The organism is Pseudomonas sp. MPC6, from assembly GCF_006094435.1.
Classification (GTDB): Bacteria; Pseudomonadota; Gammaproteobacteria; order Pseudomonadales; family Pseudomonadaceae; genus Aquipseudomonas.
The window spans coordinates 4,326,663-4,342,160 of record NZ_CP034783.1 but is presented as its reverse complement, the minus strand read 5'-3'; the positions used below and the strand labels follow the sequence as shown (position 1 = coordinate 4,342,160).

At 64.1% G+C, this 15,498-nt stretch carries 15 protein-coding genes; 10 read left to right on the top strand and 5 right to left on the bottom strand.

Going from position 1 to position 15,498, the window contains the following annotated elements; translation table 11 throughout:
• Positions 1–22: 22 nt before the first annotated feature.
• The 4 genes from ELQ88_RS22090 to ELQ88_RS22075 form a co-directional block, all read right to left on the bottom strand.
• Positions 23–913, bottom strand: a complete 891-nt coding sequence (locus ELQ88_RS22090; RefSeq protein WP_138967742.1) for a DUF2950 domain-containing protein — start codon at positions 911–913, stop codon at positions 23–25.
• 13 nt (positions 914–926) lie between these two features.
• Entirely contained in the window at positions 927–2,522 is a 1,596-nt protein-coding gene (locus ELQ88_RS22085) for a DUF3300 domain-containing protein (protein ID WP_138967740.1), read from the bottom strand.
• Positions 2,523–2,666: 144 nt separating this feature from the next.
• Complete coding sequence (locus tag ELQ88_RS22080; RefSeq protein WP_138967738.1) at positions 2,667–3,101, bottom strand: GFA family protein; 435 nt, start codon at positions 3,099–3,101, stop codon at positions 2,667–2,669.
• 72 nt (positions 3,102–3,173) lie between these two features.
• Positions 3,174–4,115 carry a carbon-nitrogen hydrolase family protein gene (locus ELQ88_RS22075; RefSeq protein WP_138967736.1) on the bottom strand — a complete coding sequence of 314 codons (942 nt, stop codon included), beginning with the start codon at positions 4,113–4,115 and terminating at the stop codon, positions 3,174–3,176.
• Positions 4,116–4,218: 103 nt separating this feature from the next.
• On the opposite strand from ELQ88_RS22075, the gene ELQ88_RS22070 reads away from it, so the two are divergent.
• A complete protein-coding gene (locus tag ELQ88_RS22070) occupies positions 4,219–4,908 on the top strand; it encodes a helix-turn-helix domain-containing protein (RefSeq protein ID WP_138967734.1) in 690 nt (229 codons plus the stop codon).
• A gap of 381 nt (positions 4,909–5,289) precedes the next feature.
• A complete protein-coding gene (locus ELQ88_RS22065; protein WP_138967732.1) occupies positions 5,290–6,435 on the top strand; it encodes an AraC family transcriptional regulator in 1,146 nt (381 codons plus the stop codon).
• Positions 6,436–6,467: 32 nt separating this feature from the next.
• On the opposite strand, the gene ELQ88_RS22060 is transcribed toward ELQ88_RS22065, so the two are convergent.
• Entirely contained in the window at positions 6,468–7,364 is an 897-nt protein-coding gene (locus ELQ88_RS22060) for a LysR substrate-binding domain-containing protein (RefSeq protein WP_138967730.1), read from the bottom strand.
• A gap of 222 nt (positions 7,365–7,586) precedes the next feature.
• Here ELQ88_RS22060 and ELQ88_RS22055 point away from each other — a divergent pair, with 222 nt between their 5' ends.
• The 8 genes from ELQ88_RS22055 to ELQ88_RS22020 all read left to right on the top strand — a co-directional run bounded on the left by ELQ88_RS22055 (position 7,587) and on the right by ELQ88_RS22020 (position 15,495).
• Entirely contained in the window at positions 7,587–8,663 is a 1,077-nt protein-coding gene (locus ELQ88_RS22055) for an ABC transporter substrate-binding protein (RefSeq protein WP_224790954.1), read from the top strand.
• A gap of 69 nt (positions 8,664–8,732) precedes the next feature.
• A complete protein-coding gene (locus ELQ88_RS22050; protein ID WP_138967728.1) occupies positions 8,733–9,806 on the top strand; it encodes an ABC transporter ATP-binding protein in 1,074 nt (357 codons plus the stop codon).
• Complete coding sequence (locus ELQ88_RS22045; protein ID WP_138967726.1) at positions 9,793–10,665, top strand: ABC transporter permease; 873 nt, start codon at positions 9,793–9,795, stop codon at positions 10,663–10,665. Before ELQ88_RS22050 ends, ELQ88_RS22045 begins: the two co-directional genes overlap by 14 nt.
• A 6-nt stretch (positions 10,666–10,671) precedes the next feature.
• Positions 10,672–11,469, top strand: coding sequence for an ABC transporter permease (locus tag ELQ88_RS22040; RefSeq protein ID WP_128871623.1), 798 nt, complete (start codon positions 10,672–10,674; stop codon positions 11,467–11,469).
• The gene (locus ELQ88_RS22035) at positions 11,466–12,608 is read left to right on the top strand and encodes an FAD-dependent oxidoreductase (RefSeq protein ID WP_128871624.1); all 1,143 of its coding nucleotides are present in this window, start codon (positions 11,466–11,468) and stop codon (positions 12,606–12,608) included. Before ELQ88_RS22040 ends, ELQ88_RS22035 begins: the two co-directional genes overlap by 4 nt.
• Entirely contained in the window at positions 12,598–12,951 is a 354-nt protein-coding gene (locus ELQ88_RS22030; RefSeq protein WP_138967724.1) for a (2Fe-2S)-binding protein, read from the top strand. The genes ELQ88_RS22035 and ELQ88_RS22030 overlap by 11 nt, the downstream gene beginning before the upstream one ends.
• Positions 12,948–14,324 (top strand): NAD(P)/FAD-dependent oxidoreductase, encoded by a 1,377-nt coding sequence (locus ELQ88_RS22025; RefSeq protein ID WP_138967722.1) that lies wholly within the window; start codon positions 12,948–12,950, stop codon positions 14,322–14,324. The genes ELQ88_RS22030 and ELQ88_RS22025 overlap by 4 nt, the downstream gene beginning before the upstream one ends.
• On the top strand, positions 14,317–15,495 hold the full coding sequence (locus ELQ88_RS22020) for an FAD-binding oxidoreductase (protein ID WP_128871626.1): 1,179 nt from the start codon (positions 14,317–14,319) through the stop codon (positions 15,493–15,495). The genes ELQ88_RS22025 and ELQ88_RS22020 overlap by 8 nt, the downstream gene beginning before the upstream one ends.
• Positions 15,496–15,498: the final 3 nt, after the last annotated feature.

Sequence of the window (15,498 nt, the reverse complement as noted above, 5' to 3'; positions counted from 1 at the left end):
GGGGGCATTCCCGCCACCGCGCTCAAAGCCCGGGTTGCTCATCGACATCGCTCCAGCTGCTGTCGGGATCGAAGCGGTGCATGGACGTCGACAGTTTCGCGCTGTCCGGGCCCTGGTCTTTCTGGAACAGCTCGCCCTCGTGGCTGATCATGAAGCTCATTACGCCGCTGTCGCCGTACTTCGCCGGCCAGGCGACCAGGGCAAAGCCGCGGCTCATGTTGTCGCCGAGCTTGTAGCTGTAGGCGCCGCCCGGCGCCGAGGGTCCCTGCGCGTCGAGGATACGGTACTGATAGCCATGCCAGTCGTCGCCGGGTTTGGCGTCGCCGAACAAAGGGCCGAGCGGACTCTGTTCCATCCCGGGCTCCTCGGCCCAGTACAGGCCATCATGCTTGCCGTTGCTGCTGATGAATTTTTGCGCGTACTCGAGCACGCCGTCGCCGTCGCGGTCGACCGCGGCGTAGTCCATCTGGGCATCGTAGTAGGCCAACGCCGATTGCACGGTGGCCAGTTCGTTGCGACCGATGCGACGCTCGCGGATCTCCTCGCCACCGGCCTTGGCGTTGAAGGCCCAGCCATGTTTGCCCTGCATGATCGGCAGCGGCAAGGTCCAGGGGTCGGTGCCGACCACCAGGTGCGCCTGGCCTTGCCCGTCGGGCCGGATGCTGTGTTGTTCCCGGTAGTGGGCGATGAAGGCATCGACATCGTCGCGGTCGATGCCTTCGAGCGGTATATAGGCGCGCCAGTCAGCCCCGAGCAGGGCCGCGAGGCGTGCTTGATCGGCCTGTCGGGTGCCGAGCGCGGCGACCAGGGCCTCGGCGGCGGCATCCGGACTGGGAAAGGCCTGCTGCGCGCGCGCGTCCAGGGCCAGGATCGCCAGCAGCGTAATCGGGAAAATACGCAAAGCAGCCTTCATGGCGAGTCTCCTGTCAGCGCCGATTGCCACCGCCCCGGGACGGTGCCCGGGCCGGGCGTTGTACGGTATGACCACTGGCGCGCTCCGCGCGCGGCCGACTGGCGGAAACGTGACTGGCCTGGCCGCGGCTGGCTTGCAATCGCGATTGCGAGGGGTTGCTGGCGCCGGCGAAGGCATTGTTGCGCGGCCCTTGGGTGCTGGCCTGTTGCTGACGCGCTTGCTGGCGGACCTTTGGATTGTCTGGCGTGCCCTGGCGCTGCTGCGCACCGGCCTGAGTCTTCTGGCGCGCCTGCGCACCGGCTTGCGCCTGCTCGCGCTTTTGCGCACCGGCTTGAGTATTTTGACGCGCCTGTACATTGGCCTGCGCCTGCTCGCGCTTCTGCGCGTTGGCCTGGGTATCTTGGCGCGCCTGCGCACTGGCTTGCGCGCGTTCGCGCACCTGCGGTTGTTGGTCCAGGTCGCGGCTCGCGGCCTGGGCCCGCTCGCGCGCCTGGCGATTGCTGGTAGCCGCGGGTTCGATGCCGCGTTGCGCCAGCGCCTGGTTGGCGCGCTCGCGCTCGGAGGCCCGCACCGGATCGCGGCCGCGGAAAGCGTCGCGCTGTTCGCTGCCGGCCAGACGCCGGCTATTCTGCTCGCGGTTCACACTATCGCGGTAGGGCACGCCGTCACGGTTGATCGAGTTGTGTTTCCAATTGTTCTGGTTGGCGTTGATCTGGCGGTTGGTGTTGATGTTGTTGTAGCGGTTGACGTCGATGTCGATGTCGCCGCGGCCCCAGTCGCAGTCGCCCCAGAGCGAGTCGACGATAGCCACGCCAGCGCCGAAGGCGAGGCCGGCGGCGAGCGCGGTGCCGAGGTAGTAACCCGGCGGTGGCGGATAGTACGCCGGCGGGTAGGACGGATAGGCCCAGGTGCCGTAGACCACGCTCGGGTTGTAGCTCGGCACGTAGACGGTCTGCGGCTGGGCCGGCTCGATGATGATGGTCTGGGTGGCCGCAGGTTGCTGCACCACCACGGTCGAATTGGTCGGTGCCGGTGCCGGTGCCGGTGCTGGCACGGCGGGCTGCACGGTGACGCGCTGTTGCGCGTTGGATTCGAGGTGGCCGGCGGCTTGCGCCTGGCGACGCAGGCGTTGCACCGAATCCATCACGGCGTTGGGCTGCGCGAGGAAGGCGTCGCCCACGCGCTGCACCCAGGCCGGATCCTGACCCAGCATCACCAGCGCTGCCGGGAAGGCGACCAGCGATTGCACGCTCGGATCCCAGGGTTCATTCGCCACTTGCCGCACCGCGGCGTCACCGCTGCTGTCCGGATGCGCCTTGGACCAGGCCACCGCGTCGGCGACATCGCCCGGATAAGTCGCCGCCATCAGGACTTGGGCCAGTAACGAGTCCGGAAACAAGGCCAGCGGCGCCAGCATCTGGTCGAGTTCTTCCGGCTTGAAGACCGCCTCGGCCGGTGCAGTCGGTTCGGGTGCGGGCGCAGCGCCTGCGGCACCGGCCTCGGGGGTGGCGGCCAATGCCTGGGTGATGAAGAACCCGCCCTCGTCCGAACCACCGGGCAAAGACAGCACGGCGAGCAGGATTGCGCTGAAGCAATAGCTAACACGCATGGCGCTTCTCCCGGGGGAAGAAAAAGCGGGACGGGTCGCAGCAACGACCGTCGGCGAGGCTGGATCCTGTAGATCATAGCCGGGCGCAGGGCGGGCGTAGTGAATATCGGATGGATCACTGACCGCCCGCCCGCCAGCCTTGCGTTATTCGTCCAGGCTGATGCCCGATCCCCCCAGTTCCTTGGGGACATCCTTCAGCTTGGGCAACCCATCCTTGATGCGCAGCACGGTCTCCTGATAGTGCACGTGAACGCCTGGCGAGTAGGCGAGCTCCGGGATCAGCGCGGCATACACGTCGATCAGCCCCATCCCCGGGTGTTCGGTGAAGAGGTGCCCGCCGCACGTCTTGCACCACCTGCGGTAACTCTGCGCTGTCTTGTTGTAGGTGCCGATGTTGTCTGCCCCCCGAGTCACTTGCAGCGCCTCGGGTTTCCACAGGGTGAAGGCATTCACTGGCCCTGCCGACCAGTGCCGACAGGATTCGCAGTGGCAATAGCCCATCGCGGCGGGCTCGCCGCGGACGGTGAATTCGACTGCGCCGCAAAAACAACTGCCCTGGTACGACCGTTCATTGTTCATTGCATGACTCCTCGATCATTGGTCAAGCGATACCGCCGCAGAGGGCATGGATCGCCGGAACCTTGCCTGACTTCACTCGTCGATGTAGCGCACCGCTGTCGCCGGCGTGCGTCGTACCTGGAGGTCGAAAATATCCGGGCGCGCGTAGTGCCCGGTGACGTCGAGCGCCCGTCGCGCGGGTGCCACGAGTGCGACGTCGATGTCCGCATACAGAATGCCAGCCTCGCGGTGCAGCGGACCGGCCACGACCCGGCCTTGAGGACTGACCACCACCGAGTCGCCGTCGTTGATCCATTCGTCCGGATCGGCAAACAGCTGCGCACGGGCCGGAAAGTCGTCGGGGATGTCACTGCCGCGCAGTACGGTGCCGCTGCCGAGCACCCAACAGCGGCCTTCGAGTGCGATGTGGCGCAGGGTGCTGATCCAGCCGTCGCCCGTGTCGTAGGTGGGGGCGACGTAGATCTCCACCCCTTGGGCATATAGGGAATAGCGGGCCAGCGGCATGTAGTTTTCCCAGCAGATGAGCGTACCCACGCGGCCGACCGGTGTATCGACCGTGCGCAACCCGGATGCATCACCGAAGCCATGCACCATGCGCTCGGGATTGGTTGGCATCAGCTTGCGGTGGCGGTTGAGCACTTCGCCGTCGGGGCCGATTACGACTACGCTGTTGTAGAGCGTACCGCCGCCATTGCGCCGGTCGCATTCATCGATACCGCACACGATCGTCACGGCGTGAGCGCTGGCGGCCTCGCACAACGGGCTGAGGTCACCGTTCGCGATATCGACGGCGTTGGCCAGCAGCCGCGTGTGCAACTGGCCCATGACAGCCCCGTCCGTTCCCGCCGCCAGCCGCCAGATCCATGACGGGTAACCTGGTATGAAGGATTCGGGCAAAACGATCAGCGAGGCGCTCGCCGCCGCAGCTTCGGCGACCGATTGCACGGCCCGGGCGATCGTCGCGCTGCGATCGAGCAGCACGGGCGGGCGCTGAATGATGGCTACCTTGGTCATGGCGTTCTCCTTTAGCGATTGGCTTGCGAAGGCTTCAGCGTGCGCGTGGGAAAGTCCAGGGGCCAGTTCAGAATCTGAAGCGTTGCGGTTGCGGAGTCCGCTGATGGAAGAGAACTATGGTCAGTTCTGCACGGTCGCGCGCGGTGCGCAGGCCCTGTGCGAGCGCTGGACACCTTTGGTCGTGCGCGAACTGCTGTGCGGCAGCAAGCGCTTCAACGAACTGCACCGCGGCGTGCCCCGGATCTCCACCGGCCTGCTGGCCCAGCGGCTGCGCCATCTGGAAGAAATCGGCGTGGTGCATCGCACGGCCGCCGGCAAAGTCTGGGAGTACAGCCTGACCGAGGCGGGCGAGGAATTGCGCCCGATCATCATGGCGCTGGGCCATTGGGGCGCGCGCTGGATCGGCAGTCGCCTTCGTGAAGACGAACTCGACGCGGGCCTGCTGATGTGGGACGTGCGCCGGTTCGTGCGCATCGAAACCTTCCCGTCCCGACCGGTGGTGATCCATTTCAATTTCCGCGACGCGCGGCCCGGCGAGCGAGTGTGGTGGCTCGTGGTCGAAGCGGGAGTGGCAGACCTGTGCCGCGACGACCCCGGTCGCGAACTGACGCTCGTCGTGGACTCCAGCGTGCGCGCGCTGACCGAGGTGTGGACCGGCGACCGTACACCGCAGGAGGTGCTTCAGTCGAAAGAGCTGCGGGTCGACGGCGCCGCGCAGGATGCGCAAAACCTGTGGGGCTGGCTGGGTACTAGCGCGTTTGCCGGGACTCGCAGCGCTGCGCGCCAGCCCTGATCTTTGGGTCTTCTCGGGATCGCTGGGAGGCAAGATCAAAAGATCGCAGCCTCGCTTCGCGAGACAGCTCCTACGGGGGGATGCGTTCACGTGGAGCCAGGGATGTGTTCAGGTGGAGCCAGTTCGGATTTGTACACAGTCAATCAATCAAATTCGCCGATTATCGAACTTTTTTTCGAGCAGGCTCGCTTCAAAAAAGCCGTCTGGATCGCTGATTGTGGCTTATTTTGGCGACATCGGGATTTCGGGTCTACGCTGGCCGTGGGTCGTCTTTGACATCAAGCATAACGGCCTTGTAATGAATGGCCATTAAGATGAATTTCACAGCAAATTCAATGGTTCACGAAAGAAAGCGTGGTTCAACAGGTTTTTGAGGTCGTCATGTATAGAGTGGGTACAGGCTATACCAATGTGTTGGTGAATACGCTCTCGGCTGAAGGCTTGGATGTGATCGAATTATCCCGGGAAGCGGGGCTGAATCTGGCAGTTCTGAGCCAGCAGCATGCCTTCTATGAACGAAGTGTCATCTACCGTCTTTGGGCGTTGGCAGCGCAGGCGTCTGGTGATGCGAATATTGGACTGAAAGCCTACGACCATGTACATCCGGGTAACTTCCAGGTCGTGGGGTACTCGATGATGTCCAGCATGAACCTGAAGCGGGCGCTCGAACGCCTGGTGCGTTTCAGCCCATTGATCAGCTCTGGCCTCAGCCTGTTTTTGGGGCAGGAAGGGCAGAATTTCCGACTGGCCGGGCTGGATCACCAATGCGACTCGGTCAAGCCGCGGCAGTACAGCGATGCCGGACTCGCGTCGCTGCTGGGATTCTGTAATTGGCTGACGGGCGGCAGGTTGCCGAAACCGTTACGCGTGGAGTTTACCTATCCGGAGCCTGAAGACATCTCGGAGCATCAGCGGCTGTTTGGCAATGAACTGCGTTTCGGGGCGGCCTACGACAGCATCCTGTTCGATGGCCAGGAGCTTCTGCGTCCGTTGAGCATGGCCAACGAGTCGCTGGCTGTACTGCATGACAGTTTTGCCGAAGCTCAGCTGGACCAGCTGTACGGCTTCACCATTGTCTGCAGGATTCGGGCATTGATCACCGAACGCCTGAGTCAGGGGCAGGGGCAGTGTGATATGGAATCGATAGCCACTGCGCTGAACATCAGCAAGCGCACGTTGCAACGGGCACTGGAGAAGGATGGCGCGCAGTTCAAGGACGTGCTCAACGATGTACGTCGGCAGTTGGCCGACTTCTACCTGCGGTATTCCCATTTCAATATGAAGCACGTGACCCACGCGCTCGGGTTCCACGACCACAGCAGTTTCCACAAAGCGTGCATCCGCTGGTTCGGCATGACGCCCGGTCAGTATCGAGTCGATGGCTCCGTGCAAAAGGTCGGGGACGGCAAGCTCCGTCTGGTCGGCCAGCCGTTGGCGATAGAAGGTGGTCATAAGTGGACACCTTTTACCGACACCCGGCGAATGGCAGGTGCGAGTCGACTGATGGCCATGGTCGCAACAATGTGAAATGACCGGAGGGGCGCAGGTTCGGCGTGCTTTTAAACGGCGTCGACAGCGTCCCTGTAATACCCCTTCAGCGTATCGACAAATTCCTCGGCCAGTCGCGTGCGCGTGGGCGCGCTCGGCCAGATCACGTAGGTCGGCAGCAGGATGTCCGGCCTGAACGGTCTGATCACGATGTCCCGATGCCGATAATCCTTGGCCACCAATGGGTGGGCGAGGGTGATGCCCATGCCCAGCGCGACCATTTCGCAATTGATTGCGCTGTACTGCGCTTCGACGGCCATCACCCGCTCGACGCCTGCCTGCTCGAACAAACCATCGACCAACGAGCGGGTGCCATCGCCATGACAGAGCGAAATGAACGGTTGCCCTTCGAGGTCGGCGAAGGTGATCTGCGCGCGTTCAGCCAGCGGGTGTGAGCGAGGCAACACGCACACGCCCGCTATCTCGGCGAGCAACTCGACCTGTTGGCTGTTGACGTCGCCGGGGTGCACCACGATGCCGATGTCGCAGAACTGCGATTTGACCCATTGCTCCACGGTGGGCGAGGAGTTCACGTGCAATGACACCGTGAGCTCCGGGCGAGTATCGGTGAAGTGCTTGATCACCCCGGGCAGCACGCTCATGCCGGTCGAAGGCACTGCCGCGACGCGCAAGCGTCCGGTGCCCAGGTTGCGGATGTTCTTCGCCGAGTGCTTGAGGCTGTCGAGGCCGACATAGGCGCGTTCCACCTCATGAAAAAACGCCTGCCCCTCCTGCGTCGGGATCAGCCGCACGCCTGCGCGCTTGAACAGGGTCAGCCCGGTGCTCAGTTCCAGCTGGGCTATCAGCCGGCTGACGTTGGGCTGCGAGGTGTACAGCACTTCTGCCGCGGCGGTCATGGAGCCCAAGCGCATGACGCTGCGGAATGCTTCGATCTGCCTGAGGTTCATCCCGACCTTCCATATCAAATATGAATAACTAACCCGGATATTGTGATTTGACCACATGGATAGTGCCTCGCAATACTCCAGACCAGCAACCCATAGCGCACATGAAGATGCGCCATCCCGTGATGTATTCACCGGGAACATGCAGCGCGCTGCATGGCTTCGATTGACGCCGAAGCAACTGACGCATTGTTCGATCTGCCCCACGCACTTCGGAGATAGTCTGTGAATAACTATAAATCGACCTTGATCACGCCGTCGTTTCGCCCCCTGACCCGCATTGCCACTGCTGTCGCTGTCGCCCTTGTCGGGCTGGGCAGTGGCGCCGCGTTCGCCGAGCCGACGCTGTATGTCGCCGGAGTCGGCGGTTCCACCGAGCAGATGTACAAGACCAAAGTCATCCCCGCGTTCGAGAAGCAGCACAACGTCAAAGTGGTGTACGTCGCCGGCAACTCCACCGAAACCCTGGCCAAACTGCAAGCGCAGAAGGGGCGCCAGCAGATCAACGTCGCGATGATGGACGACGGGCCGATGTACCAGGCGCTGCAACTGGGCCTGTGCGAAAAACTCAGCGACGCACCGGTCTACAAGGACCTCTATCCGCTGGCGCGGCTCAGCCCTGAAGCGACCGGGGTCGGCGTGGTCGCCACGGGCATCGGCTACAACGAAGAGGCGTTCAAGAAGCGCGGCTGGGCCGCGCCGGACTCCTGGGAGAACCTCACCGACCCGCGCTACAAGCAACTGCTGGGCATGCCGCCGGTGACCAACACCTATGGCCTGCACACCCTGGTGGAAATGGCCCGTCTGCGCGGCGGTGGCGAAAAGAATATCGACCCGGGCTTCAAGGCGCTGAAAGACGAAATCGGCCCCAACGTCCTGGCCTGGGTCTCGGCGCCGGGTGAGATGGACGGCATGATGCAGAACGGCGACGTGGTCATGGCGGTGTACGGCAGCGGTCGTGCGGTGGCGTTGCAGGGCACCGGTTTTCCGCTGAAATTCATCTACCCGAAAGAGGGCGGCATCGCCTTGCAGATCGCCGCCTGCGGCATCACGCCCAACGCGCAGCCGGAACTGTCGCAGCAATTCATCCAGTACGTGCTGTCGCCTGAAGTGCAGACCATCCAGGCCCGGGAAAACGGCTTCGCCCCGGTCAATCAGACCGTCACCCTCGCACCGGACATCGCCGCGCGCATGCCCTATGGCCCGGAGAAGGTCAACGCGCTGATCAAGGTCGATTGGGACACGATCAACCAGCAGCGCAGCGAATGGACGACGCGCTGGAACCGCACGGTCGAACGCTAGCCGCGCACTGGCTCCGATCCTTCCCGACCTCTTTCTGGAGACGCAGGCCCGCGCCTGCGTGGCAAGCCCATGGCATTTCTCACCCTTGAAGGCATCGTCAAGACCTATGGCAGTTTCAGGGCCATCGACGGCTTGAACCTGGAAGTCCGCCACGGCGAATTCATCGCCTTGCTCGGCCCTTCCGGCTGCGGCAAGACCACCACCCTGCAATCCATCGCCGGCTTCGTCCAGCCCACCGAAGGGCGCATCGTCCTCGATGGGCGCGACATCACCCATGTGCGTCCCGAGCAGCGCGGCCTGGGCATCGTCTTTCAAAGCTACGCGTTGTTCCCGCACATGACGGTGGCGCAGAACATCAGTTTCGGCCTGGAGATGCGCGGCGTGCCCAAGGCCGAGCGCAGCAAGCGCATCGATGAAGCGCTGGACCTGGTGCGCCTTGGCGGTCTCGGCGAGCGTTATCCCAAGGCGCTGTCCGGCGGGCAGCGGCAACGGGTCGCCATCGCCCGGGCCCTGGCGATTCGACCGAACCTGTTGCTGCTCGACGAGCCCATGTCCAACCTCGACGCCAAGCTGCGCGAAGAGATGCACATCGAATTGCGGGCGATCCAGCGCGACCTGGGCATCACCACGATTCTGGTGACCCACGACCAGGTCGAGGCCATGACCATGAGCGACCGCATCGCCGTGATGCAAAAAGGCCGGATCGTGCAGATCGATACGCCCTACGAAGCCTACGAACGGCCGCACTCGCCATTCGCCTCGGCGTTCCTGGGCAAGACCAACGCCTTCGCCGGCGCGGTGCAAACCCGCAACGATCGGTGCTGCCATGTGCAGGTCAAGGACACGCTGTTGCACGTGCCCCACGAAGATCGCTCCCTGGGCAACGACGTCAACGTCTATATCCGTCCGGAAAAAATCCGCCTGACCCAGGTGGGCACGGGCCGTTTGATCGGGCGCGTGCGCTTGCGGGTGTTCCTCGGCAACCTGTGGCTGATCGCGGTGGAAACCAGCTTCGGCGTGGTGCATATGACCCAGCCCAACCTGGGCACGCCACCGCCGGATGAAAACAGTGAAGTCGGGTTGGACTGGTCCGACGACGACCTGCGCCTGCTGGATCGGGAGGTCGCCCATGGCCAGGTATGATGCCGAACGCGTCGGTGCCGCGCCGTGGTTGCTCAGCGGTCCGGCGGTGCTGGTGTTCGTCGCGCTGTTGCTGGTGCCGCTGCTGTTGACCGCGCTGCTGTCGCTCAACCTGTTCAGCGACACCGAAGGCGTGTTGCCGGTCTACAGCCTGGGCAATTACCTGGAAGTGTTCAAGGACGGCTACTTCCACGAAATATTCCTGCGCACCGGCGGCATGGCGCTGGCGGTCACCGTCCTCTGCGTGCTGCTCGGGGTGCCGGAAACCATCATCATTGCGCGCATGGCGCCGCGCTGGCGTTCGATGTTTCTGCTGGTGGTGCTGGGGCCGCTGCTGATCTCGGTGGTGGTGCGCACGCTCGGCTGGGCGATCCTGCTGGGCAACAACGGCCTGATCAACGATGCCTTGCAGGCGTTGGGGATGACCGAACAGCCGGTGAAGATGCTGTTCACCCAGGTCGGCGTGATCATCGCCCTGACCCATGTGCTGGTGCCGTTCATGGTGATTGCCGTGTGGGCCACCCTGCAGCGCCTGGATCTGCAGGTGGAATGGGCCGGGTTGTCCCTCGGCGCGTCGCGCCTGACGGTGTTCCGCCGAATCATCCTGCCGCAGATCATGCCCGGCATTCTCTCCGGCTCGATCATTGTCTTCGCCCTGGCGGCGTCGGCCTTCGCAACCCCTGCGATCATCGGCGGGCGACGCTTGAAAGTGGTGGCGACGGCGGCCTACGACGAGTTCCTCGGCACCCTCAACTGGCCCCTCGGTGCCGCCATCGCGATGCTCCTGCTGGTCGCCAACCTGATCATCATCCTGGGTTGCAGCAAGCTGGCCGAGCGCCGCTTCAAGCAAGTCTTCGAGTAAGCCGCCATGCACAAGAACGGATTTTTCTCGCTGCTGTTCCATTTGCTCTTCATCACCTTCATCGTCGCGCCGCTGCTGGTGGTGATGGCGATGGCGTTTACCGACAAGGGTTACCTGTCGCTGCCCACCGACGGCCTGTCGTTGCGCTGGTTCCGGGCGTTGCTGGAGAACCAGGAGATGCTCGATGCGTTTTTCCTGTCGCTCAAGCTGGGCCTGGTCTCGGCCACCGTCGCCACGTTGCTGGCAGTCCCGGCGGCACTGGCGATCAGCCGTTACGAGTTTCCGGGGCGCGGCGCACTGACCGGTTTCCTGCTGTCGCCGCTGATGATTCCCTCGGTGGTGCTGGGCATTGCGTTCCTGCGGTTTTTCTCCATGGCGCAGATCGGCGGGTCCTTCTGGGCCCTGAGCATTACCCATGTGATCGTGGTGCTGCCCTATGCCTTGCGGCTGACGCTGGCCTCGACCATCGGCCTGGAGCGCGACATCGAACAGGCCGCCTTGTCCCTGGGGGCGCGGCGCTGGACCGCCTTTCACCGGGTGGTCCTGCCACGGATTCGCACCGGCGTGATCGGCGGCTGGATGCTGGCCTTCATCCAGAGCTTCGACGAACTGACCATGACCGTGTTCGTCGCCACGCCCGGCACCACCACCTTGCCGGTGGCCATGTACAACCAGATTTCCCAGACCATCGATCCGTTGATCACCGCCGTCTCCACGGTGCTGATCGTCGGCACCCTGGTGTTGATGCTGGTGCTGGATCGCATGGTCGGGCTGGATCGGGTATTGATCGGAGAAGGCAAATGAGCCAGGACAGACTCAAGGTCGTGCAGTCGGATGTGATTGTGGTCGGCGGCGGGCTGGTGGGCACGGCGGTGGCCTATGGCTTGGCCCGCAGCGGTGTCGACACCGTGGTGCTCGATCAGGGCGACGATGCGTTTCGTGCGTCCCGAGGCAATTTCGGCCTGGTCTGGGTCCAGGGCAAAGGCCATGACCTGCCGGATTACGCGCGCTGGACCCGCTCTTCGGCGAGCCGCTGGCCGGCGTTCGCGCAAGCGCTGCTGGCCGACAGCGGGGTCGACGTGCAGCTCAAGCAGCCCGGTGGTTTCCACATGTGCTTCAGCGACGAAGAACTGCTGGAGCGCCAGTCGCGATTGCAGATTTTGCAGGATGCGCTGGGCGATTACCCGTACGAGATGCTGGACGCCGCTGAAGTGAAAGCGCGTCTGCCATTGATCGGACCCAAAGTGATCGGCGCCAGTTACACCCCGCAGGACGGCCACGTCAATCCATTAAAACTGCTGCGGGCGCTGCATACCTCCGCGCAAGCCAAAGGCGCGCAGATGCATGGCGGCGTGCAGGTCGATCGCATCGACTGCGCCCCCGGCGAGTTTCGGGTCAAGGCCGGGCAGCGCAGTTTCGTCGCGCCACGCATAGTCCTGGCCGCCGGGCTGGGCAATGCGGCGCTGGCGCGGCAGGTGGGGCTGTATGCACCGGTGGCGCCCAATCGCGGACAGGTGTTGATCAGCGAACGGCTGCGGCCCTTTCTTGAATACCCGACCCTCAACGTCCGCCAGACCGACGAAGGCACCGTGCAGCTGGGGGATTCGATGGAGGAGGTGGGCTTCGATGACGGCACCTCCACCGAGGTTCTGGCCGCGATCGCCAGACGTGGTGTGGCGACCTTTCCCTTGCTGCGCGATGTGCGGCTGGTGCGGGCCTGGGGCGCATTGCGGGTGTTGAGCCCGGACGGCTTGCCCATCTACCAGCAATCCAGCGCGCACCCGGGCGCCTTCGTGGTCACCTGCCACAGCGGCGTGACCCTGGCCGCCGCCCATGCCCTGCGCATCGCGCCGTGGATCATGGGCGGCGCTCGACCTGAGGAGCTTGAGGTGTTTTGCGGTGATCGTTTTCTAACTGACAAGGTGTTTTCACATGCGCACTGATCCGCTGTTTCAACCGGTCATGAGTGAGGTCAGGGCGACGCGGACGGTGAGCCTGACCTTCAACGATCAACCGCTAAGCGTGCCCGCCGGCATCAGCGTCGCGGCGGCCTTGCTGATGTCCGGCATCAGCCGCTTTCGCGCCACGCCGGTCAGCGAGTCGCCCCGGGCGCCGTACTGCATGATGGGCGTGTGCTTCGAATGCCTGGTGGAGATCGACGGTGTTCCCAACCGCCAGAGCTGCCTGATCGAAGCGGTTGACGGCATGCGTATCCGTTCCCAGGAAGGGGCTCGGGATTTGATCTATCAACCGCTGAATGTCCAGGCCGTGGAGGTGCAGTCATGAACCGTGAAAGCGTGGAGGTGGTGGTGATTGGCGCCGGCGCGGCCGGCATGGCGGCCGCGACGCGGATGGCCGGGCTGGGCTTGCAGGTGGTGTTGCTGGATGAGCAGGGCAGCCCGGGTGGCCAGATTTACCGGGGTATCACCCTGGCGCCGCTGTCCCGCCGGGACCTGCTGGGGCCGGATTACGCCCACGGCAATCAGCTGGCCCAGGCCCTGGCCTCCTCGAGCGTGCGTTATGAAAAAGGCGCGTCGGTGTGGCAAGTGACCCGGGAGCATCAGGTCAGCTACCTGCGCGAAGGTCGGCTGTATACCCTGGACGCCAAGGCCGTGCTGCTGGCGACCGGCGCCATGGAACGGCCGTTTCCGATTGCCGGCTGGACCCTGCCCGGGGTGATGAGCGCCGGCGCGGCGCAGATCCTGCTGAAAAGCGCCGGCCTGGCCCCGAGCGAACCGGTGGTCCTGGCCGGTTGCGGCCCGCTCCTGTATTTGCTGGGCTGGCAGTACCTGCGGGCCGGCGTGACAATCAAGGCCCTGGTCGACACCACGCGGCCCGAAGATTACTGGCGTGCCCGCCGCCACCTGTTTGCCGCGCTGCGCGCCTGGCCGTATTTGCGCAAGGGACTGGAACTGATGCGCAGCTTGCGCAGTGCCGGGATCGCTCATTACACCGGTGCCGAACACCTGGCGGTGGAGGGCGAGGACGCGGCCCGGGCACTGACCTTCAGCGCCTCCGGCAAGGCGCAGCGCATCGACACCCGTTGTGTGCTGTTGCACCAGGGCGTGGTGCCGAATATCCAGTTCAGCCAGGCCTTGCGCGCCCGGCATGAGTGGGACCTGGATCAGCTGTGTTTCCGCCCGGTCACCGATGCCTGGGGCGAACTCGATGTGCCGGGGGTCTACGTTGCCGGCGACGGTGCCGGCATCGGTGGCGCCCAGGCAGCGGCAGTGCAGGGGCAGCTGGCGGCACTGGGGATTGCCGGGCAGCTCAAGCGCATCAGCAACGCCGAGCGTGATAACCAGGACCGACCGTTGCGCGTACAACTGGAGGCCAACCTGCGGATTCGGCCGTTTCTCGACGCGCTGTATCAACCAAAGGAACCCAATCGCATTCCGGCCGATGAAGTGATGGTCTGCCGCTGCGAAGAAGTGACGGCGGGTGAACTGCGCAGCTTTGTCGCCCTGGGTTGCGCCGGTCCGAATCAGGCCAAGTCATTCGGTCGTTGTGGCATGGGGCCGTGTCAGGGGCGCCTGTGCGGGCTGACCGTGACCGAAGTCATTGCCAAGGCCCGCGGCGTATCGGCGGCGGAGGTGGGTTATTACCGCATTCGTCCGCCGATCAAGCCCATCACCCTGGGGGAACTGGCCGGTGAGTGAGTCGAGCAAGCGCCAGGCCGACGTGCTGGTGATCGGCGGTGGCATCCATGGCCTGAGCACCGCGTTGTACCTGGCGCAAGCGGGAGTCAAGGTGACCGTGCTGGAAGCGGAGTATTGCGGGCGCCATGCCTCCGGCGTCAATGCCGGTGGCGTACGCACCCTGGGCCGACACGTTGCGGAAATTCCCTTGGCCCTGGCCTCGCGCGATCTGTGGCATGAGCTGAAAAATACCCTGGGCGACGACGGCGGTTTTGTCCCCAGCGGCCAGCTCAAGCTGGCGGAGAGCCAGGCCGATCTGCAGGAGTGCCGGCTGCGGGTCGAACAACTGCAGGCGCTGGGTTTCAGCCATGAAGTGTTGGTCGATCAACAACAGGTATTCGACACAGTGCCGACCGTGGCACGGCATGTGACGGGCGGTATCTGGGTCAAGGACGATGGTTATGCGGTGCCGTTCAAGACCGTCACCGCGTTTCGCCTGGCTGCGCAACAGCGCGGGGTGCGGATTCACGAAAACACCCCGGCGCAACGGATCGAGCAGACCGGAACCCAGTGGCGGGTGAGCACAGCCGCTGGCCATTTCAGCGCCGAGCACCTGGTGGTCACGGCGGGCGCCTGGGCCGGAGGGCTGGCGGCGCAGATCGGCGAGCCGGTGCCCGTGCACCCGGAAGGCCTGATGCTGATGGTCACCCATCGCGTTGCGCCGTTCTGTGTCCCGGTGCTGGGTGCCACATCACGCGCACTGTCGTTCAAACAGTTCGCCAATGGTACGGTAGTGATCGGCGGCAAGCTGGTCGGCTCCCTGGATTTTCTCGCGCGCCATGGCGAGGTCGAGATGGAACGCCTGGGTAGCAGCGCGCGCACGGTCACCGACTTGTTTCCGCATTTGCGACACTTGGGCGTCAACCGCGTCTGGGCCGGGGTCGAAGCCTTCACCGCCGATGACCTGCCGGTGATCGGCGCCAGTCGCAAGGCCAGTAACCTGAGTTATTCATTCGGGTTTTGCGGCAGCGGCTTTCAGATGGGCCCCGGCACTGGTAAACGCCTGGCCCAACTGATTCTCGGCGAACACTCGGACATTTCACTGGAACCCTTCGCCATCGACCGTTTCAACCCGGCGGCCAGCGCGCCGCCGGGATCTTTTCAATCCGCTTCAACCATCGCACACCCATAAGGA